This is a genomic window from Corynebacterium suranareeae, from assembly GCF_002355155.1.
Taxonomy (GTDB): domain Bacteria; phylum Actinomycetota; class Actinomycetes; order Mycobacteriales; family Mycobacteriaceae; genus Corynebacterium; species Corynebacterium suranareeae.
The window spans coordinates 2,569,440-2,590,009 of sequence record NZ_AP017369.1; the positions used below are offsets into that span (position 1 = coordinate 2,569,440).

Annotated in this window: 17 protein-coding genes; 7 read left to right on the plus strand and 10 right to left on the minus strand. The window is 51.9% G+C overall.

The window, feature by feature from the left end:
• Positions 1-267: 267 nt before the first annotated feature.
• From N24_RS11905 to N24_RS11915, 3 genes are all read right to left on the minus strand, one after another.
• A complete protein-coding gene (locus N24_RS11905) occupies positions 268-948 on the minus strand; it encodes a hypothetical protein (RefSeq protein ID WP_096457360.1) in 681 nt (226 codons plus the stop codon).
• A 285-nt stretch (positions 949-1,233) separates the two neighbouring features.
• Positions 1,234-1,602, minus strand: a complete 369-nt coding sequence (locus N24_RS11910; RefSeq protein ID WP_096457363.1) for a hypothetical protein — start codon at positions 1,600-1,602, stop codon at positions 1,234-1,236.
• Positions 1,599-3,446, minus strand: a complete 1,848-nt coding sequence (locus tag N24_RS11915) for an AMP-dependent synthetase/ligase (protein WP_096457366.1) — start codon at positions 3,444-3,446, stop codon at positions 1,599-1,601. Before N24_RS11915 ends, N24_RS11910 begins: the two co-directional genes overlap by 4 nt.
• A 160-nt stretch (positions 3,447-3,606) precedes the next feature.
• Between N24_RS11915 and malQ the strand changes: the two genes are divergently transcribed.
• On the plus strand, positions 3,607-5,730 hold the full coding sequence (gene malQ / locus N24_RS11920; RefSeq protein ID WP_096457369.1) for a 4-alpha-glucanotransferase: 2,124 nt from the start codon (positions 3,607-3,609) through the stop codon (positions 5,728-5,730).
• Positions 5,731-5,819: 89 nt separating this feature from the next.
• On the plus strand, positions 5,820-7,688 hold the full coding sequence (locus N24_RS11925; protein WP_096457372.1) for an ABC transporter ATP-binding protein: 1,869 nt from the start codon (positions 5,820-5,822) through the stop codon (positions 7,686-7,688).
• 2 nt (positions 7,689-7,690) lie between these two features.
• Here the strand turns inward: N24_RS11925 and N24_RS11930 are convergent, their stop codons facing one another.
• The 3 genes from N24_RS11930 to N24_RS11940 are packed head-to-tail and all read right to left on the minus strand — an operon-like array spanning position 7,691 to position 10,092.
• The gene (locus N24_RS11930) at positions 7,691-7,831 is read right to left on the minus strand and encodes a hypothetical protein (protein ID WP_096457375.1); all 141 of its coding nucleotides are present in this window, start codon (positions 7,829-7,831) and stop codon (positions 7,691-7,693) included.
• Positions 7,824-8,030: a hypothetical protein gene (locus N24_RS11935; protein WP_096457378.1), complete on the minus strand. Its 207-nt coding sequence runs from the start codon at positions 8,028-8,030 to the stop codon at positions 7,824-7,826. The genes N24_RS11930 and N24_RS11935 overlap by 8 nt, the downstream gene beginning before the upstream one ends.
• Before the next feature lie 25 nt (positions 8,031-8,055).
• On the minus strand, positions 8,056-10,092 hold the full coding sequence (locus tag N24_RS11940; protein ID WP_096457381.1) for a M3 family metallopeptidase: 2,037 nt from the start codon (positions 10,090-10,092) through the stop codon (positions 8,056-8,058).
• A gap of 32 nt (positions 10,093-10,124) precedes the next feature.
• Between N24_RS11940 and N24_RS11945 the strand changes: the two genes are divergently transcribed.
• From N24_RS11945 to N24_RS11955, 3 genes are all read left to right on the plus strand, one after another.
• On the plus strand, positions 10,125-11,306 hold the full coding sequence (locus N24_RS11945) for an alpha/beta fold hydrolase (RefSeq protein WP_096457384.1): 1,182 nt from the start codon (positions 10,125-10,127) through the stop codon (positions 11,304-11,306).
• A gap of 413 nt (positions 11,307-11,719) precedes the next feature.
• Positions 11,720-13,546 carry a maltose alpha-D-glucosyltransferase gene (gene treS / locus N24_RS11950; protein ID WP_167382104.1) on the plus strand — a complete coding sequence of 609 codons (1,827 nt, stop codon included), beginning with the start codon at positions 11,720-11,722 and terminating at the stop codon, positions 13,544-13,546.
• On the plus strand, positions 13,543-14,634 hold the full coding sequence (locus N24_RS11955; RefSeq protein ID WP_096457387.1) for a phosphotransferase: 1,092 nt from the start codon (positions 13,543-13,545) through the stop codon (positions 14,632-14,634). The genes treS and N24_RS11955 overlap by 4 nt, the downstream gene beginning before the upstream one ends.
• Before the next feature lie 21 nt (positions 14,635-14,655).
• On the opposite strand, the gene idi is transcribed toward N24_RS11955, so the two are convergent.
• The 4 genes from idi to N24_RS11975 all read right to left on the minus strand — a co-directional run bounded on the left by idi (position 14,656) and on the right by N24_RS11975 (position 18,104).
• On the minus strand, positions 14,656-15,225 hold the full coding sequence (gene idi, locus N24_RS11960; RefSeq protein WP_096457390.1) for an isopentenyl-diphosphate Delta-isomerase: 570 nt from the start codon (positions 15,223-15,225) through the stop codon (positions 14,656-14,658).
• Positions 15,226-15,251: 26 nt separating this feature from the next.
• A complete protein-coding gene (locus tag N24_RS11965) occupies positions 15,252-16,904 on the minus strand; it encodes a hypothetical protein (RefSeq protein ID WP_096457393.1) in 1,653 nt (550 codons plus the stop codon).
• Entirely contained in the window at positions 16,901-17,467 is a 567-nt protein-coding gene (locus N24_RS11970) for a DUF3558 family protein (RefSeq protein ID WP_096457396.1), read from the minus strand. The genes N24_RS11965 and N24_RS11970 overlap by 4 nt, the downstream gene beginning before the upstream one ends.
• A gap of 112 nt (positions 17,468-17,579) precedes the next feature.
• Positions 17,580-18,104, minus strand: a complete 525-nt coding sequence (locus tag N24_RS11975) for a hypothetical protein (protein ID WP_096457399.1) — start codon at positions 18,102-18,104, stop codon at positions 17,580-17,582.
• A gap of 54 nt (positions 18,105-18,158) precedes the next feature.
• Here N24_RS11975 and N24_RS11980 point away from each other — a divergent pair, with 54 nt between their 5' ends.
• Both N24_RS11980 and brnQ read left to right on the plus strand, forming a co-directional pair.
• Positions 18,159-19,265 (plus strand): MalY/PatB family protein, encoded by a 1,107-nt coding sequence (locus tag N24_RS11980; protein ID WP_096457402.1) that lies wholly within the window; start codon positions 18,159-18,161, stop codon positions 19,263-19,265.
• A gap of 5 nt (positions 19,266-19,270) precedes the next feature.
• The gene (gene brnQ / locus N24_RS11985; RefSeq protein ID WP_096457405.1) at positions 19,271-20,551 is read left to right on the plus strand and encodes a branched-chain amino acid transport system II carrier protein; all 1,281 of its coding nucleotides are present in this window, start codon (positions 19,271-19,273) and stop codon (positions 20,549-20,551) included.
• Positions 20,552-20,570: the final 19 nt, after the last annotated feature.

Sequence of the window (20,570 nt, forward strand, 5' to 3'; positions counted from 1 at the left end):
GCCTGAAATTTCCCACATGAGCCCTTGTATGGGTTGGGCCTGTTTGGACGCTTGAGAGCGATTCTAGAGGCTGTCCATTTTGAGACCAGTGAGACTGGAGTGAAAGCTGGAAGTTTGCTGATCAACTTTCCGTTCCGAACTGATGGCAGTTCATGAAAATCGAACGGATATTTGCATAGAAGACAATGGTTCGTGCAAATATTCGATCTGATTTTCGAACTCGCCGTTGGCGGAACGAATATTTGCAAATTCTTGCGGCTAAGAAGTTTAGGACACCGCGTTGCGCTTTTGCGCAAGCTTGTCTGCAACCCGGGCCACCACGGCGTCGACACGCGCCCGCTCGAGGAGGAATCGCGGAGGATTACTACCCCGCATGGTGCGCACATACGCCGGATTGGCGGTTCCCACGGCATTGATCCACGCGCTGGTAGCGCTTTCAATAACAGCTGCTACCCGGCCATAAAGCAGTGGCAAAGATAGAGAATCGAGATCGTTTGCCACTTTATCGGTCTCCGCCAGCACCCATTCCACTGTGGCTTCCAGGCGTTTAACCACAGCGTCCGTGCGGGCATTTAAAGCTAAAGATAAATCACGAACATCTACCAACCCGGCATCGATATCAAAGTCACGCTCAAGTTCAAAGGCAGTGAGGCGTTCAGGCTTTTCCACGTCCACTTCCACCAGAGCCCTTGCGCTTACCGTTCCTTGACGGATTCCAGTGGTCAATGCGTGACGAAGGCCGGCAAGTTCGGCAACAACGGTGCGTGAGTCATCGCGAGCTTCCGTGATGATCTCATCGAACTCGGCAAGGCAGTCTTCCACCAGCTCTAGGTCCCAGTCGGACACTGCCTCCATGATGTGTTCGATGTATTCGGCAACTTCATCGCCGATATTGTAGATCTCCTGGGTCAGCTCTCGGTGGCGTAGCTGTGCGGTTGTACTGCTCATCGCGTTCCAACACACCTTCCTTTTCTTGCTTTCGTAGCCTAACCAGCTTTACTCTCAGCTGTTTTCCAGCTAGCTTTCGCACCAAACACGTCAGGAGTCACATGGTTAACAACCATGCTTTTCAGGCCCTTTAGTGCATTTACACACCTTGAGACCCTCAAGTAACACTTGAGAGTTTCTCTTAACGGATACTGACTTTATGTGAAACAGCTTGGAATGGTGTGACGGCACGCCGGTGTGTCGCAATTTTAAGAAAGTGAGCTAGAACCTACCGCCCTTTTCCTTCTACCACGGCAGCGCAGGCAACCCCATTGCATCGACTAGCTCATTAAGAATCTGTTGAGGCTCACCTCGTGATGACTCATCTGAAAGCCTGGACAAATATTTATCCACCACTTTCAATGCCGCAGGCTGGCTAATGCAGTCGACCACATATTGCGGATTATCTTGAGCAAACAGCCACTCTGGATCACCGAAAGTCAGACCCGGATTAGAGCCCAATGTAAAGAACTCTTCATCCCCTTCTGCTCCAATCGCTGCAATGTAGGCGAAATCTTCCATGATCCCTAGCGCAAAAAGTGTTGGCGGCTCTCCAACCTCCGTGCGAGACCACGCTTTCCCATCCCAATCAAATTGGGTCTCTGTGGTGCTCATCGGTTGTAGATGTGGTCAATGGCGTCTGCATAACGACGGACAACAACGTTGCGCTTAACCTTCAACGTTGGGGTGAGCTCATCAGCTTCTTCTGTGAGATCACGATCAAGGATGTAGAACTTCTTAATCGCTTCTGAATGAGACACCGTGGCGTTAGCGTTGTTTACCGCATCCTGGATCTCTGCGCGCAGTGCTGGTTCCGTGGCGATCTCTGCAACCGTCCGTGATTCAGGAATATTGTGGTTCAGCTTCCAGCGCTTCAACATATCTGGATCTAAAGTGACCAACAGCCCCACGAAAGGCTTGCCATCTCCCACGACCATTGCTTGGCTCACCAGTGGATGGGCACGAACAATATCTTCCATTGGGCCAGGGGAAACATTCTTTCCACCAGCCGTAACAATGAGATCCTTCTTTCGGCCGGTAATCACCAAATGTCCGGATTCAAGCAGCTCACCTAAATCGCCGGTGTTAAACCATCCATCTTCCAAAGCTTCTGCAGTTGCTTCTGGATTGTTCCAATATCCCTGGAACAACATGTCACCTTTAAGCATAATTTCGCCATCATCATTGATCTTGATGGTCATGCCACCCAAAGGCTTTCCAACGGTGCCAATTTTTTGATCAACGAAATCAACGGCAGCAGCAGCTGCGGTTTCTGTCAGCCCATAGCCTTCATAGATCGGCAAACCAATACCGCGGAAGAAGTGAAGCAGTTCTTGCCCCATTGCTGAACCACCAGTGATCGCATACTGCACGTCACCACCAACAGCGGCACGGATTTTGGAGTAGACCAACTTATCGAACACCTTGTGCGCCATCGCCAATGGTTTGCTTGGACCTTCTGCAGTGTCCAATGCCATGGAGTACTCAATTGCAGCTTTCTCAGCTCGCTCAAACATGGCGCGTTTGATCGGGCCACCATCACTTGCATTAGAGGCGGCAGCATTGCGCACCTTTTCAAATACTCGCGGCACACCCAGGATCAAATTGGGGCGAGAGCGCTGCAGCTCCAATGTCAGAGTGCTGAAATCTGACCAGTGCGACTGGGTTGCACCGGTAACAGCAAAGGCCAAGTGCACAGCACGAGCAAGAACGTGTGCCAACGGCAAGAATGTGAGCAACCGAGTGCCTGGCATTGCGATCGCACCGACTTCATTGGTGATCAACGCACGTACCTCAGCCAACCAGTTGTAGTGGGTCAGCTCGCAGCCTTTAGGCCGGCCTGTCGTTCCGGAAGTATACACCAATGAAGCCAAGTCTGAGGACTTCGTGGCTTTAATGCGCTCCCACACAAGATCATCAGAAAGTTCACGGCCCTCGAACTTTAAGGTTTCCAATGCAGAGGAATTGATCTCCAAAATGCGTCGCAGCTGAGACGGTGATCCTTTAATTGCAGGCGTGCCATCTTCACCAAGCACCAGGTTCTTCATCAAATCTGTGTGATCAGGAGTTTCTGTGATGGCTAAAACTGCGCCGGAATCCTCAATAATCCACTCAATTTGGGACAGTGAGGAAGAGCTGTAGATTGGCACACTCACCGCACCGGCAGCCCAGATTGCGAAATCAAGCACCGCCCACTCATAGCGAGTATTAGCCAGCAATGCCACACGATCGCCTTGCTCCACCCCAACCGACAAGATGCCCTTTGCTACTGCAAAAACTTCATCTTGGAATTCTTTAGCGGTGACATTTACCCACTCAAAGTTGGCGGGTTTACTAAAAAGAACTCCATATGGTCTCGCCTTGATCTGATCGAGCAAAGCTGTCAAACAAGTTTCAGATTCGCCGATGGTGTATTGAGCAGGTTCAGTGTATTCCTGCAGTGTATTAGATGAAGTCATGGTGAAAGTCAGACCTTTCTTCTATTCGGCATTACATGTGCTGATCAGGGGTATATAAACCACTCTAAATGGTGCATTTTCATGTATTTTCTTAATCCAATCTACCCCTAAGCTACCGATATGCTGTGTCCACACGCTATTGGTGGCATGATATTGGTTTGTGACTGCTCGCGGATTTTTGAATGAACTCGCCGACCTCTACGGCGTAGCCACTTCCTACACTGATTACAAAGGTGCCCACGTTGAAGTCAGCAATGACACACTAGTGAAAATCCTGCGTGCACTGGGTGCGGATTTGGAGCCTGATACCGATCTTCCCTCTGAGGACATCCTCCAGCGGGAAATCACCCGCTTCCATGACCGGGAGTTTTCTCGCGCGCTGCCACCTTCCGTGGTTGCTATCCAAGGCGATGAACGGGTTTTCCCCGTGCACGTGCACCATGGTGCTCCTGCCCATGTACATATTGAATTAGAAGATGGCACCACCAGGGATGTAACCCAGGTAGAAAATTGGACTCCTCCACGTGAGATCGAGGGAGTTTACTGGGGTGAGGCTTCTTTTAAGCTTCCTGCTGATTTGCCGTTGGGATGGCACAAACTGCATTTGTCTTCTAACGACCATGCATCTGAATGTGGTTTGATCATCACTCCAGCACGACTATCTACTGCCGATAAATACCTTGAGTCCCCTCGCAGTGGTGTGATGGCGCAGATCTATTCGGTACGTTCCACGTTGTCGTGGGGCATGGGTGATTTCAATGATCTGGGAAACTTGGCCAGTGTTGTTGCTCAAGATGGCGCTGATTTCTTGCTGATTAATCCCATGCATGCAGCAGAACCGTTGCCCCCTACTGAGGATTCTCCATATCTTCCCACCACCAGGCGGTTTATTAACCCGATCTATATTCGCATTGAGGATATTCCGGAGTTCAACCAGCTTGATGTTGACCTGCGTGATGATGTCGCGGAACTGGCTGAAGAGTTCCGGGAACGCAATCTCACCTCAGAAATTCTTGAACGCAACGAGATCTATGCGGCAAAGCTTCAGGTATTGCATGCGATTTTTGAAATGCCAAGGTCTAGTACGCGCGAAGCTGATTTCGTTGACTTTGTGCAGCGTGAAGGTCAAGGACTAATTGATTTTGCTACCTGGTGTGCAGATCGTGAGATTGCGCAATCAGAATCAGCTCATGGCACAGTGCCTGATCGCGATGAACTGACCATGTTTTATATGTGGCTGCAGTGGCTGTGCGATGAGCAATTAGCAGCCGCGCAGAAACGTGCGATTGATGCCGGCATGTCCATTGGCATCATGGCTGATTTGGCTGTTGGAGTACATCCAGGTGGCGCAGACGCACAAAATCTCCAGCACGTGCTTGCACCTGAAGCTTCCGTGGGAGCACCACCAGATGGTTACAACCAGCAAGGTCAAGACTGGTCCCAGCCACCATGGCATCCGATCCGCCTGGCAGAAGAAGGCTACATCCCGTGGCGTAATTTGTTACGCACGGTGCTTCGTCATTCCGGTGGCATCCGTGTGGATCATGTCCTTGGTTTGTTTAGGCTTTTTGTGATGCCTCGCATGCAGTCCCCTGCAACTGGTACTTATATCCGTTTCGATCATGAGGCGTTAGTCGGAATTCTTGCGTTGGAAGCAGAACTCGCTGACGCTGTAGTCATTGGCGAGGATTTGGGTACTTTCGAACCTTGGGTCCAAGATGCTTTAGCCCAGCGTGGCATCATGGGCACCTCTATTTTGTGGTTTGAGCATTCGCCAAGCCAGCCAGGGCCAAGAAGGCAAGACGAATATCGTCCTCTAGCGCTAACCTCTGTGACCACCCATGATCTACCTCCCACTGCAGGCTATTTGGAAGGCGAGCACATTGCGTTGCGTGAGCGACTCGGTGTGCTCACCGCTGATCCTGCGGAAGAAGACGCTGAAGATCTGCAGTGGCAGGCAGAGATCCTTGATGTTGTGGCAGCCACGAATGCCCTTCCGGCCCGCGAATACGTAGGTCTTGAACGAGATCAACGTGGCGAGTTGGATGAGTTAATGGAAGGGCTTCACACCTTCGTCGCCCACACCCCATCAGCTTTAACGTGTGTCTCCCTCGTGGACATGGTGGGTGAAAAGCAAGCGCAGAACCAGCCGGGCACCACCAAGGATCTTTATCCCAACTGGTGCATTCCGCTGTGTGATGGCAATGGCACCCCGGTGCTTATTGAATCCTTGCGTGATAATGAGCTCTATCACCGGATAGCTCAAGCGAGCAGGCGAGATTAGGTTTACTTCGGTTGTGGTGGCTCCCAATGTGATGAACAATGGTCATTCCTAAATCATTTAGAGCTTCATAGAAGAGAGCCACCACCCTAATGCGACTTCTTGGTCGAATTTTAAAAACCACGTCTGCGCTTTGGCCTTACTATCTCGGCATTATTGTCGTATCCATTGTGATCGCGGCACTGTCGTTGCTGTCACCTTTTATCCTTCGTGAAGCAACAGATTCCATTGTCGCGGCGGTAACAGGCACCAACACCGTCGATGCAGTAACCCGCACCATCATTTTCTTAAGCCTCGCCCTGTTTGCTGCGAGTCTCCTCAACACCGTGATGACCAATATTGGTGGCTATATCGGCGATGTCATGGCATCTCGCATGCGCCAAATCTTATCTACTCGCTATTACGCAAAGCTGTTAGCGCTGCCCCAAAAGTATTTTGATAATCAGGTCACCGGCACCATCATCGCCCGCCTTGATCGATCAATCAACGGCATCACGCAGTTCATGCAGAGCTTTTCCAACAACTTCTTCCCCATGCTCATCACCATGGTGGCAGTTTTAATTATTTCTGCGATCTACTACTGGCCGCTAGCCATTTTGCTCGCGATGCTGTTCCCGATTTACATGTGGTTAACGGCATTAACGTCGAAACGCTGGCAGAAATATGAGGGTGAGAAGAACCACGAAATCGATGTGGCTAATGGCCGTTTCGCTGAGGTTGTCGGCCAGGTCAAGGTAGTGAAATCCTTTGTGGCTGAAACACGCGAACTGGCAGACTTCGGTGGGCGCTACGGCAAAACAGTTGCCATCACAAGGCCGCAATCGGGTTGGTGGCACCGCATGGACACGCTGCGGGGTGCCGCACTAAACATCATCTTCTTAGCCATCCATTTGCTCATTTTTTATCGCACCCTGCACGGCCATTTCAGCATCGGCGATATGGTCATGCTCATCCAGCTAGTCACCATGGCACAACAACCGGTGTACATGATGAGCTACATCGTCGATTCCGCACAGCGCGCCATCGCCGGCTCCCGCGACTACTTCGAGGTAATGGCACAGCCAGTCGAGCCCACCGCTAATAAATTGCTTGTCGACGCCACCCTCTCCTCAAACACCCCACGCCTCCAGGTGGAGTCACCGGATGCGCTGCCTGCGGGAGAACCAGCAATGGAATTTAGTAACGTCTCCTTCGCCTATGAGGAAGGCAAACCGGTTATATCTGATGTTTCGATCACTGCTCGTCATGGCGAGCGCATCGCCTTGGTCGGTGAATCCGGAGGTGGAAAGTCCACGCTGGTTAATTTGCTGTTGGGACTGTATAAACCAGACAGCGGCAACCTTTCCGTCTGCGGCGTCGACGTCGCAGACCTTACCTCTGAACAACTCCGCGCCTCGGTGGGTGTTGTGTTCCAAGATGCCAGCTTATTTTCTGGATCAATCGCAGAAAACATTGCCTATGGACGCCCCGATGCCACACGCGAAGAAATCATCGCTGTGGCGAAGAAGGCCAATGCTCATGAGTTCATCTCAGCCTTCCCTGACGGCTACGACACAGTCGTGGGTGAACGAGGCCTTAAACTTTCCGGTGGTCAAAAACAGCGCGTCTCTGTTGCCCGTGCAATGTTAAAAGATGCCCCGCTGCTTGTTCTTGATGAAGCCACCTCTGCACTGGACACCAAATCGGAACAAGCAGTCCAGGCAGGTCTTGAGCAATTGATGGAAAACCGCACGACATTGATGATTGCCCACCGTCTATCCACCATCGCGGGTGTGGATACCATCGTGACCATTCACAATGGCCGCGTTGAAGAAGTTGGTTCTCCTGCAGAACTAGCAGTTTCTGGCGGTATTTATTCTGAGCTGCTGCGCCTGACTAACTCCACAGCCGAAGCGGACCGAAAGCGACTGCGCGCCTTCGGTTTCACTGGTGACGCCCCGGTGGAGGACGAGGAACTGTAGAGCTAGATCAAAGAAACAAGCCACGCAATAATAACGATGACCAGCAAAACTACTAGCGCTTGAGTGACCCGTGATTGAGGGTATTTACGCTTGCGCTTGGGTAGCTCTTGGTCTCTTTTGCGGAGCTCTTCTGGGTTAGCCATGGTGAGGTTTCTGTCCCTTTCCGGAAGATTTTGGTGTTCCAATTCGCTGCACCCAGGCTCCGAGGATGTCAACAATGCGGAGCAGAATTATTGCTAGCAATGAGCACACTACTACTGATCCCAGGATGACAATCGGTGACTGGATCCACAGTGGGGATGTTGTGAGGAACTGAGAGATCCAGTCGAGGAATGCAGTCATGGGTTATTAGCCTACACCGGGTTGTTTAGATTGCCCCAGCCAGACCACGACGGCGCAGAAGTGGGCCGAGGTCTTTGGAGCGGCCGCGCAGTTTCTCGAAGGCTTGGCTGTAGTCGGAAGCGGCACCACGGGATAAGACCAGGTCACGGAATTTCTTTCCGGTAGCTCGTGCAGCTTCGAGGGACGCAACATCGCCAGCAGCGCCCTCTTCGCGGAACCAGTCAAAGCCGTCGGCGTCGAGTGCTTCTGCCCACAGGTAAGAGTAGTAGCCTGCCGAGTAGCCGCCGGCGAAGATGTGGTTGAAGTAGGTGGAGCGGTACCGTGGAGCGATATTGTCCACGTCAAGACCTGCAGCAGCAAGAGCGTCGGCTTCGAATTGATCGATGTCGTCAACAGCGGCAGCTTCTGATTCAGTCAGTGAATGCCAAGCGAGGTCGATAATTGAGGCAGCCAAGTACTCGCTAGTGGCAAAGCCTTGTCCGAATTGTCGGGATGCTTCCACTGCTTCTAGCAAGGAGTCTGGGATGATCTCGCCGGTGTCTACGTGGCGGGCATAGTTACGAACGACGGCTGGGTCGAATGCCCAGTTTTCGTTGATTTGTGAGGGGAATTCAACGTAGTCACGAGGTACAGAGGTGCCGGAGAAGCTTGGGTAACGCACCTTGGATAGCAAGCCGTGGAGGCCGTGGCCGAATTCGTGGAAGATGGTGGTTACTTCATCAAGGCTCAGCAGTGCTTCGCCGGTGGTGGGTTTGGTTATACCCATGACGTTGACTACCACTGGTTTGGTGCCAAGGAGTTCGGACTGATCGACAAAGCTGGACATCCAGGCGCCACCACGCTTGGATGGGCGGCCATAGTAGTCAGTGAGGATCAGGCCGATGCCGGAGCCGTCGGAATCTGAAACTTCCCACACGTCCACACCGTCTGCGTAGCCGCGCAGATCCGGGCGAGGCTCCACGGTGATTCCGTAAAGTCGGTTGGCTGCAAAAAATACGCCATCGCGGAGCACTTGGTTGAGTGGGAAATAGTTACGCAGCTCGGTTTCGTCCAAGGCGTAGTCGCGGGCGCGGACTTTTGCTTCCCAGAAGCTCCAGTCAGCGGCCCCAACTTTTTCACCGTGTGTTTCTGCTTCTTCTGCAGAGAGTTTGTATTCTGCTTTTGCGTTAGCAGAAGCTGCCGGGGCGAGATCATAAAGAAGGGCGCGGACGGCGTCGACGTCGTCGGCGGTTTCTTCTTCGATCACGTAGTCTGCGTGGGTGTTATATCCCAAAAGTGCAGCGCGCTCTGCACGAAGGCGTACGGTTTCTAAAAGCACGTCTTTGTTGAGGTTGGCGCCGCGCTGAAGAGATGCCTCATAAAGTTTCGCGCGCGAGGAGGCTTCAGTTAAGACAGACTGCTCTGATTGCACGGAAGGCAGCTCCAATGGAACCACGTAGCCATCTTTTCCAATTGTTGCTGCATAATCAGCGGCTGCGGAAATACGAGCATCGCTAAAACCTGCAAGTTCTGATTCTTCAAAGTTCACCGCAAGGTCACGGGTATCTTGAAGTAAGTTGCGTCCAAACTGTTCTGACAGCGCCGATAGGCGCTGGTTGATGGTGCTCAGCCGGGCTTTGCCGGTGGCGTCAAGGGCTGCACCGCGGCGTCGAAAAGCGCGCTTGGTGTGGGCAAGCAGGCGTTGCGATTCCTCGTCTGCCGGAGCGCTGACGGCCTCAATTCGAGCGAAAAGCTCGGCGTTGTGGAAGATGGCATCGGAATGCGCGGACAACTTCGGAGCGATCGTAGCTGCGATTTCATCCATTTCCGGGGAAGAATCAGTGCCCTGCAAATTGAAAAACACCGCCGCGACACGATTGAGCGCAAGCCCTGCGGACTCCAGCGCTTCAACGGTGTTCTCCCAGGTAGGGGCGTCAGGGTTCGCAGCAATCGCCGCGATTTCTGCATCGTGTTCGGCTAAAGCGATCTCGAATGCCGGCAGGAAATCTGCCACATCAATCGCCGCGAAATCAGGCAGCTGGTAAGGCAAAGTGCTGGGTTTAAGCAGGTGTTCAACAGTCATAGTGACCGATACTAGTTGCTAGAGTTTTGAACATGTCTGCCACCTCGTCCGTCACCGTATCTTGCCCGGCGGGAACCATTACTGGAACGCGCCATTATTTTCAGTCAATTCCCTACGCCAAGGCTCAGCCGTTTGCCGATTCGGAAAAGCTGGAGCCGTTGCGCATCGATGCCACCGGCAAGCATGAGGGTCTGTATTTAACGTTGAGCACTCCGGAGGCTCGATTTGGTGCGGACGCCCCGGTGATCGTGTATATCCACGGTGGAGGATATGACAGCGGCACACGTTTTGATCCCCGCACCGACCCCACCATCTTCCGTGAGCAGGGCTTTGTAGTGGTGTCCATTGATTACCGCGTGGGCTTAGAAGGGTTCGCGCGCTTCCACGACGATGAAACCAACAGGTACCGCGGCATCGATGATTGCGTGCTCGCGCTGGAATGGGTTCAAAAAAACATCGAGCATTTCGGCGGCGACCCCACCAACGTCACCCTCATCGGGCAGTCCGCCGGCGCCGGCATTGCGCTCTGGCTCACCCGCCTCGACCACTATAAAGGCGCTTTTCGACGCCTCGTTGCACTCTCCCCCAGCTTCCCCCGCCAGCACTTTAGCGCCCGAAAAGGAGCTTTACGACGCGCCCTCGGCAAACCAGTCACCCGAGCCGCTCTGGCGAACATCAAACCCACGCGCTTAGAAAAAAGCTATCGACGCTTCAGCCGCCGCTTCTTCAACGACCTCCCCTTAGGTCCCACCCCATACGACCCAGATGAACTAGCCGATATCGACCTGATTATCTCCTCCACCCGCGATGAAATGTATGAACACAGCATCGGACGGTGGTTTGATCGTCAAGGCTTTGGGGCCAAGTTGGCTACCCGGCTGCTCCACGTTGAAAACCCCGATGCCTACATCAACGCAGCCAAAAAGATTGACGATCGCATTGTTGGACGCATGATTGGTGATTCCCTGATCCGGCGTTTCGTTGCCCAAACCGAAAAAGGCTGGTGGATCGAATTCCCAGGTAAACACTGTGAAGATCTCACACAGATCTTCACCGAAGATTCCCCAGCCCACCACATCATCGCCGACTTTGCCCGTGGCGCCACCCCATCGTGGCCTCAGTATTCAGAAGAAAACCGCGCAGCACTTTCATTGGTTTCTGGTGAAGCACGTGTAGTCTACGACCCCTTAAAAATGGTGCGCCTGGCGTTTTAGTTGTTTGGGGTACTGAATTTGTGAACGGTGCCTTCTTTTTGAGCTATCTGACTGGAGCAACCGCCACGCACCGTCGCATTTGACCAAAGCGTGCCTCGGAGTAAGGAGTCTTGGTCGCCAGATCAAATTTGAAGGCGGGGATCCCGGCGTATTCGACCAAAATTTCATCTCCGCGATCTGTTTTGGTCGCCAGGTAAAGTGCGGTGAAATCTGCTTGAAGGCTTCAAGAAAAAGTGACCCCACAGATTCGCGTTTAAGAGCCTTTGAGGTCCCAGGTGATACAAACACTCATCCGGAAAATATGTGGCTTTAAATCAGCTGCAAACACGTCATCGAGGCAATGCCCTGAATGGGGACGAAACTTAAGGCGCTAACTACTGCAATCTCACAGCCAATTCTCTATTCTGGCAGGCATGACTGATACCTCACCGTTGAATGCTCAGCCGGGTTCGGAGTTTCACTCAGATCTTCACGCTGATCCCGCTCCACGCCCGATCCTTGATGCCCATGGATTAATTGTTGAGCATGAATCAGAGGAGTTCGCCGTCCCCACTCCTGCGCCGGGTGAGCAACCATGGGAGAAGAAAAACCGCGAATGGTACAAAGATGCAGTCTTCTATGAGGTGTTGGTGCGCGCATTCTACGATCCAGAAGGCAATGGTGTTGGGTCGCTTAAAGGTCTGACGGAAAAATTAGATTACATCCAGTGGCTGGGTGTGGACTGCATTTGGATCCCACCGTTTTATGATTCCCCATTGCGTGACGGTGGTTATGATATCCGCAATTTCCGCGAAATCCTGCCTGAGTTTGGCACGGTTGATGATTTCGTAGAGCTCGTTGACCAGGCACACCGCCGAGGCTTGCGTGTGATCACCGATCTAGTCATGAACCACACCTCGGACCAGCACCCTTGGTTCCAGGAATCCCGGCGCGACCCCACTGGACCTTACGGTGATTTCTACGTGTGGGGTGATGATCCTCAGTTGTACAGTGAAGCCCGCATCATTTTCATTGATACGGAAGAATCCAACTGGACTTTTGATCCAGTGCGTAAACAGTACTTTTGGCACCGTTTCTTCTCCCATCAACCGGATCTCAACTATGACAACCCTGCGGTTCAAGAAGCAATGCTGGATGTGTTGCGGTTCTGGCTAGATCTGGGTCTTGATGGCTTCCGCCTTGATGCTGTGCCGTATCTTTTTGAACGCGAAGGCACCAACGGGGAAAACCTTAAAGAGACACATGATTTCCTCAAGCTCTGCCGGTCTGTCATTGAGAAGGAATACCCAGGCCGCATCCTCTTGGCAGAGGCCAACCAATGGCCACAAGATGTAGTGGAATACTTTGGTGAAAAAGAAAAAGGCGATGAATGCCATATGGCGTTCCATTTCCCTTTAATGCCACGTATTTTCATGGGTGTTCGACAAGGATCGCGCACTCCAATCAGTGAGATCCTGGCCAATACCCCAGAAATACCAAAGACTGCACAATGGGGAATTTTCCTGCGTAACCACGATGAACTCACCTTGGAGATGGTCTCTGATGATGAGCGCAGTTACATGTATTCCCAATTCGCTTCAGAACCCCGCATGCGTGCCAATGTGGGAATCCGCAGGCGTTTGTCCCCGCTGCTGGAAGGAGACCGAAACCAATTAGAGCTCCTTCATGGTTTACTCCTGTCCCTTCCAGGATCACCGGTGCTGTACTACGGCGATGAAATCGGTATGGGCGATAACATCTGGTTGCAAGACCGCGATGGTGTGCGCACACCCATGCAATGGTCCAATGACCGCAACGGTGGTTTTTCTAAGGCAGACCCTGAGCGCCTCTACTTGCCAGCAATCCAAAACGATCAATATGGCTATGCTCAAGTTAACGTTGAAAGCCAACTAAACCGAGAAAACTCACTTTTGCGTTGGTTGCGGAACCAGATCCTCATCCGCAAGCAATATCATGCCTTTGGTGCTGGCACCTACCGCGAAGTGGACTCCACCAATGAATCAGTGCTGACATTTTTAAGAGAGCACAAAGGCCAAACAATTTTGTGTGTGAACAATATGAGCAAACATCCTCAAGCAGTTTCACTGGATTTACGAGAGTTTGCCGGGCAGACTCCCCGCGAAGTTTCCGGCGGGCAGCTCTTCCCGACCATTGCAGAACGGGAATGGGTGGTCACTTTGGCTCCTCATGGCTTCTTCTGGTTTGATCTCACTGCTGATGAAGAGGACGGTCTGGAATGAGCATTGGCCAACACATCATCAACGAACGTTTCTATGGCGCGAAATCCCAAACAATCCACGACGTAGATATCGTCCTATCGCAAGAGTGCGGTGAAAATACCCTAGCTGTGGTGCGCATTAATAATGTGCTCTACCAACTCCTCGTCAACGATGATGGCAAAGATGTCCTCGACCACCATGTCGAGGAAGTTGGGGCTAGCTTTGGTACGTGGGCAGGGGATGCGGATTTTCCAATCGGTCCTTTTAAAGAACTTGGTGCACAACAATCCAATAGCTCATTTATCACCGCTGATAAACAGGCAATCGTTAAGTATTTCCGCAAGCTGGAACCAGGACTGAATCCAGATGTGGAACTGCTCTCCCAAATTTCTTCATGCACCAATATCGCGCCAATTCTAGGTTTCTCCACCGCCACCATCGACGGACGCAGCTACACCTTGGTCATGGCCCAGCAGTACATTCCGGGGCAAGACGCGTGGGAGTATGCGCTGACCACTACTAATGCAAGCTTCGCTGACGATGCAGAAAAGATCGGTCAAGCCACCCGCAATGTTCACACTGCTCTTGCGCAAGCGTTTCCAACCTCTGTGGTATCTGCACAAACTCTAGGTGATGGTTTAACCACCCGCCTTGACTCTCTTATCCATCAAGCCCCTGAACTAGCCAAGTTCAAAGCACCAGCACGTAGTCTTTATCAATCTTTAGAAGGCGATGCACATATCCAACGCATCCACGGCGACCTGCATTTGGGGCAGCTGATTAAAACATCCGATCGCTATATCCTCATTGATTTTGAAGGCGAGCCAGCCCGTCCCCTCCACCAGCGACGCCTCCCTGATTCACCTTTGCGCGACCTAGCAGGCATCATCCGATCCATTGACTATGCAGCCAATTTCGATGGCGAGTTCACCCAATGGGCTAATGAGGCAACCGCTCTCTTTTTGGCTGGTTACGGATCCATTGAAAATGAGGAACTACTCAACGCTTACATCCTGGACAAAGCGCTTTATGAAGTGGCCTATGAAATAAACAACCGCCCCGACTGGGTGAAAATCCCACTCGAAGCGGTTGAGCGAATCCTGGATTAAAGCCCTTCCTAGATTAAAAACCTACTCAGCGTCAAAGGCTTCCAGGATGGCTTGGCGCAGCTCAGGGGCACTGAGCTGATCTACCAGCCACGGAGAAAACACAAATGGGGTGGCGTCAACGGCGTCGAAAAGCTTTTGGGGCTCGACCCACTCAAACTCCTCAACCTCGTCGTCTAGCGGTTCCACGAACTCCCCCACCGCTAAACGAACGAGGTGAACCGGGCACAGCTCCCACTCCACAATGCCTGAGGCATCCTCTGCGCGGTACTGATAATCAGGAAGAATCTCTTGAATATCCAAGAAGGAATCCACCTCCAGCCCCAGCTCATCAACGCCACGACGACGAATCGCATCCGCATTCGTCTCATCCGGGCCAGGGTGCCCACACATGGAGTTGGTCCACACACCAGGCCACGTCTTCTTCGACAACGCACGACGCGTCACCAACAATTCACCCCGCGGATTCAAAATATATGTCGAAAACGCAAAATGCAGAGGCGTGTCCTTAGTGTGCACCGTAGCTTTCGGCGCAGTACCAATAGCGTTACCCTCGGAATCAGCTAGTACAACCAGTTCAACCTCAGTAGTCATGCCCCAAGTTTAGCCACATTCAGCCATTATCCTCGCACCCAGTCACCAATCACACCCGGAACAACGGGCCCCCGATCGCCCAACAGAGCCGCAATATTGCGATCTTCCTCCACCGCCGAGGTCACCGACTTCACCTTTCCAGTATTTTTCTGCCCAGCGCCGGCGCCTCCCGCGCCTCCCATGGGCATCATAGGCATCACGCCTCGACCGAAATTGCTTGTCGACGCCTTCCCACCCCCTGCACCAGCCATCCCCATTCCAGCACCCGACTGTGAACTAGATCCAACAGAAGGTCCCGTCTGGCGAGTATTTTTACTTTGAGAACCCGCAGTTCCCACACCAGTTACTCCACCAGCACCACCCATCATCGGAGCTACACCGCCACCAACAGCAGACGCCCCATGAGTACGCGCCCCTATCAAAGAATCAGATTTAATCCCCGAACCCGCAGGACTCATACGACCACTGTTGGTACTGCCAATCATTCCTGGGGCTGGTCCACCAATCATGCCAGCCTGCGAACCGAAGCCAGAACCGCCTGAAATAGATTGCGACATCGGCGAAACCGACGATGCTGACATTCCCGCACCACCCGATAAGTTCTGCCCCGCCGATGCAGCTGCAGTCAACATATCCCCAATATCGATGCCCTCGACTTGATCCGCAACGGTGGCAAAACTGCCCGCCCCAACCTGAGCTGCAGCATCCTGTACAGCACTGGCTAACTGCGAAGCACCTGCCGGAGTCAACCCAGCAGCAGACCACGCCTTACCACTTCCAGCAATATCACCCATCCCCAAGGCAATGTCACCAGCAGCCCCATTAGCACCCTTCATCTGCATCAAATTGCTCACCGGCGGAACACCAGTCAACACATCCGCCTGGAAAGTAGCTTGAAACGACGCCAAAAATGCCCGCTCCGCCGCAGCTCTTTTAATCGGATCCAAAATCGCCTTAATCGACGTCGCAGCCATAAACACCTGCATCCGATGCCCCATATAAATCCTGTTCAACGTCCCCACCGACGCACCCATCATCCGAGCATTCGCAGCAAACGTCGCCCCCGCAGCCGACACCTCATTAATCCGAGCAGCAGCCTGCTCGAACGTATCCCCCGCGTTCTCTGCCAACAGATCGCCCGCAATCGACGACAACGTAGCAGACACATCACTGATAGCCGACGCCATAGAATTCCACGATCCCTGCGCCTCCAGAACCGCCCCCGAGTTGGTTCCGGAAAACTGACTACACAATGCATCCAACGACATCGAAGGACGAACAACTGGCGGATTAAACACGAAGGATTCAAACCTAGGTGTCGGCCGCGCCGGAAACATTACCGACTCTTCTACAACCTTGCCACCGGTATCAGCAATATCCATACCCCTGGCAAATAGCTCATCTTGTCCAGACAAAGCCTCCCCCGAAGCCCGCAAAGCAGCCGATAGCCACTCGATCTGTTCCGCATAGGAAGTCAGCACAGTGTTAGCTGCACCAACTCCCCCATTGATAACTCGACTATGCCCGGTACCTAGTTGGTCAAGGCCGGAGACAGTGGAAAAGGCGCTTAAGTAGCCGACTTTTCCAGATACTAATGCTGTACTACTGACTGCCTCAGCCTCTGAAGCTAGTTTTGAAACTGCATTCGATAACGACGACAAGTTTATTTTCAATGTCATTTATTTCCCTCAATTTCTTCCAACAGATTGTCCAAAGTTTGAACTGCACCAGGACACAATATTTCTGGCTCCCAGACTTCCCCTGTTTCAAAATAAGTGACTGTTAGCCTCCCCCAGTCATAATCATTGGCGGCTTCGCATTGTCGAGCATTCAACGAAACCTGTTGCACGTAAATATCTGGATTCTTTTTGGTACCCCAATCAATAGTTTCGAGAGATAATGCACGGACATACTCCCGATCCACGGTGTCGGTCGCAACCATCCAAATTCCGGGAAGATCCAGTGTGTTTGACTGACGGAATGTACAACCGGAGGCCAACGTGCCCAGATCAGTGTCTTGATCAACTAGTTCGATCAATCCTGCATTTTCGAACTGTTCCTGCGTGAGTACTTCGCACGGATGAAATTGGCTGGCAAGTACGTCGTTGCTCGGCTCTATTGATGAAGCTTCCTCAGATGTGGCGGCTTCGGTAACGGTCACGGTTACTGGAGTGGTTGAGCCACCCGAGCAACCGGTAACAGCTAACGTGGTGCCGCATATGAGCAGCCATGTTCGTCGCATGAAAATACCCCGAATCGTTTGTAGTCATGACGAGTGCTTTAAAAGCCACTCATTATCGTTAGACTGCAAAAGTTCGGGGTAGGTTCCCTAAAATTCAAAATATTTTTTGAAATTATGCCAAGGTGTTCAAATTGCCTGTATAGATGACGTTTCCAATTTGAAACTCTGCTGACGATAAAGACCCGTTGGAGGTATTAAACGTGTATTGCAGGTTTGTTGTGGCGCCGGAACCGAGTGGAAGGTCAAGTGGGATGTTGTCGTCACTTGAGAGGGATTCGATGTTGGTTCGGTTGCCGTTGTAATCGTTGATTTGCAGCGTGGGCTGTTCGATTGCGTCGGCAGGCAGTGGTGCTTCGTTTAAGTTTTTGACTGCGATGTAAATTATCGATCCGCCGTTGGTGCCGTAGCCGGTTCCTTGGAAGATGAATTCAACGTTGAGGCCGGGGTCTTGAATTTTGGTTTCACCGCTCGGCACTGTAATTGGAGCGACTTGTTCGGCTTGGAAAACCGGGGTTGATGAGGTGGTTACTTCAATAGTTTCATCGGGGGAAACGCTTGCTTGGCTATCAGCGCTTTCGCCCGAACAGCCTGCAAGAAGGGCGACTGCTAACAGTGCTGGGATTGTCCTCAACTTCACTTCGGGCTCCTTTGTAGTAATAGGTTCTTAGGAAAGTTTACTAGCCTAGAGCGTATGCGATTTCCTGAACTCGAAGAATTGAAGAATCGCCGGACCTTGAAGTGGACCCGGTTTCCAGAAGACGTGCTTCCTTTGTGGGTGGCGGAAAGTGATTTCGGTACCTGCCCGCCGTTGAAGGAGGCATTGGCAGACGCCGTTGAACGTGAGGTTTTTGGATATCCACCAGATGCGACCGGCCTCAATGAAGCACTGGCTGGTTTCTATGATCGACGTTATGGTTTCGCCCCAAAGCCTGAGAATGTGTTTGCGATCCCTGATGTGGTTCGTGGGCTCAAGCTTGCCATTGAGCACTTCACCAAGCCTGGTTCGGCAATTATTGTGCCGTTGCCTGCTTATCCGCCGTTTATTGAGTTGCCTAAGGTGACTGGTCGTCAGGCGATTTACATTGATGCGCACAAGTACGACCTGAAGGAAATTGAAAAGGCTTTTGCTGAGGGTGCAGGATCACTGTTGTTCTGTAATCCTCACAACCCACTGGGCACGGTGTTTTCTGAAGATTACATCCGTGAGCTCACCGATATTGCGGCGAAGTATGATGCCCGCATTATCGTTGATGAAATTCATGCTCCTTTGGTTTATGAAGGCACACATGTGGTTGCTGCTGGTGTGTCTGAAAATGCTGCAAACACCTGCATCACTATTACTGCAACGTCCAAAGCTTGGAATACCGCTGGTTTGAAATGCGCCCAGATCTTCTTCAGCAATGATGCGGATGTAAAGGCCTGGAAGAAGCTATCTGACATTACTCGTGATGGTGTGTCCATCCTCGGTTTGATCGCAGCGGAAACGGTGTACAACGAGGGTGAGGAATTTCTCAATGAATCTTTAGAAATCCTCAAGAGTAACCGGGACTTTGCAGCCGCTGAGCTGGAGAAACTTGGTGTGAAAGTCTATGCTCCGGATTCCACTTATTTGATGTGGTTGGACTTTAGTGGAACCAAGATTGAAGAGGCTCCTTCTAAGATTTTGCGTGAGGAGGGTAAGGTCATGCTGAATGACGGCGCAGCTTTTGGTGGTTTCAAGACTTGTGCTCGTCTTAACTTTGCTTGTTCCCGTGAAACCCTTGAGGAGGGGCTGCGCCGTATCGCCAGCGTTTTATAAACCTTATGAGTAAAAAGTCTGTCCTGATCACTTCTTTGATGCTATTTTCCATGTTCTTTGGAGCTGGAAATCTCATCTTCCCGCCGATGCTTGGCTTATCGGCAGGAACCAACTATCTACCCGCTATTTTAGGATTTCTAGCAACTAGCGTTTTGCTTCCGGTGCTAGCAATTATCGCGGTGGTGTTGTCGGGAGAAAACGTCAAGGACATGGCTTCTCGTGGCGGAAAGATCTTTGGTCTTATCTTCCCGATTGCTGCCTATTTGGCCATCGGCGCGTTTTACGCGCTGCCGAGGACTGGGGCGGTGAGCTATTCGACGGCGGTGGGCGTCGATAATGCGCTTTATTCTGGGATTTTCAACTTCGTATTCTTTGCTGTTGCGCTTGCGTTGTCGTGGAATCCCAATGGTATTGCGGATAAGTTAGGTAAATGGCTTACCCCGGCGCTGCTTCTTTTGATTGTTGTGTTGGTTGCGCTGTCGATGGCTACGCTGAGTGGAACTCCCGGTGAGCCAAACAGTGCTTATGCCGAGCAACCTGCGGGTGCGGGGCTGCTTGAGGGCTACATGACGATGGATGCGATCGCTGCGCTGGCCTTCGGCATCGTGGTGATTTCTGCGTTTAAGTACCAAAAAGTAAAAAAGGTCCGCACCGCAACCGTCGCGTCTGCGTTTATTGCCGGTATCTTGTTGGCGTTGGTTTACCTTGGTCTTGGCTCAATCGGTCAAGTAGTTACTGGTGAGTTCGCAGACGGCACAGCCATTTTGAACCATGCTGCTGCATCTACGATGGGTGAAGTCGGCCGGATCATCTTCGTGGCCATTTTGATCCTTGCATGTATGACAACAGCTGTTGGTTTGATCAGTGCAACATCGGAATTTTTCAATTCTTTGCTGCCCGGCATCAGCTATCACGTGTGGGCTATTGTGTTTTCACTCATCTCCTTCGGCGTAGCCACCATGGGACTAGATGTTGTTTTGGCTGTCGCAGCTCCTGTCATCAGCTTTATTTATCCTTCGGCAATCACGTTGGTCTTCCTGACTTTGATTGAACCGTTGCTGTTCCGCTTCAAGTGGACTTACCTGCTGGGAATCTGGACCGCGGTTGTTTGGGCATTGTTTATGTCCTTCCCATCCCTTGAGACTTATATCGAGTGGGCACCACTGCACAGCATGTCTTTGGGTTGGGTCATCCCAGTATTAGTAACCTCTGCAATCGGGTTGGTTATTGATGGGAACAAGAAACGTTCCCGAACTGTTGCAAAGAAGGAATCTGTTTCCGTCTAACCATTTTTGGTCAGGAGTC

Coding starts and splice junctions, on each gene's coding strand:
- N24_RS11905 (WP_096457360.1), bottom strand. CDS start 948: ATGAGCAGTACAACCGCACAGCTACGCCACCGAGAGCTGACCCAGGAG.
- N24_RS11910 (WP_096457363.1), bottom strand. CDS start 1,602: ATGAGCACCACAGAGACCCAATTTGATTGGGATGGGAAAGCGTGGTCT.
- N24_RS11915 (WP_096457366.1), bottom strand. CDS start 3,446: ATGACTTCATCTAATACACTGCAGGAATACACTGAACCTGCTCAATAC.
- N24_RS11925 (WP_096457372.1), top strand. CDS start 5,820: ATGCGACTTCTTGGTCGAATTTTAAAAACCACGTCTGCGCTTTGGCCT.
- N24_RS11930 (WP_096457375.1), bottom strand. CDS start 7,831: ATGGCTAACCCAGAAGAGCTCCGCAAAAGAGACCAAGAGCTACCCAAG.
- N24_RS11935 (WP_096457378.1), bottom strand. CDS start 8,030: ATGACTGCATTCCTCGACTGGATCTCTCAGTTCCTCACAACATCCCCA.
- N24_RS11940 (WP_096457381.1), bottom strand. CDS start 10,092: ATGACTGTTGAACACCTGCTTAAACCCAGCACTTTGCCTTACCAGCTG.
- N24_RS11945 (WP_096457384.1), top strand. CDS start 10,125: ATGTCTGCCACCTCGTCCGTCACCGTATCTTGCCCGGCGGGAACCATT.
- treS (WP_167382104.1), top strand. CDS start 11,720: ATGACTGATACCTCACCGTTGAATGCTCAGCCGGGTTCGGAGTTTCAC.
- N24_RS11955 (WP_096457387.1), top strand. CDS start 13,543: ATGAGCATTGGCCAACACATCATCAACGAACGTTTCTATGGCGCGAAA.
- idi (WP_096457390.1), bottom strand. CDS start 15,225: ATGACTACTGAGGTTGAACTGGTTGTACTAGCTGATTCCGAGGGTAAC.
- N24_RS11965 (WP_096457393.1), bottom strand. CDS start 16,904: ATGACATTGAAAATAAACTTGTCGTCGTTATCGAATGCAGTTTCAAAA.
- N24_RS11970 (WP_096457396.1), bottom strand. CDS start 17,467: ATGCGACGAACATGGCTGCTCATATGCGGCACCACGTTAGCTGTTACC.
- N24_RS11980 (WP_096457402.1), top strand. CDS start 18,159: ATGCGATTTCCTGAACTCGAAGAATTGAAGAATCGCCGGACCTTGAAG.
- brnQ (WP_096457405.1), top strand. CDS start 19,271: ATGAGTAAAAAGTCTGTCCTGATCACTTCTTTGATGCTATTTTCCATG.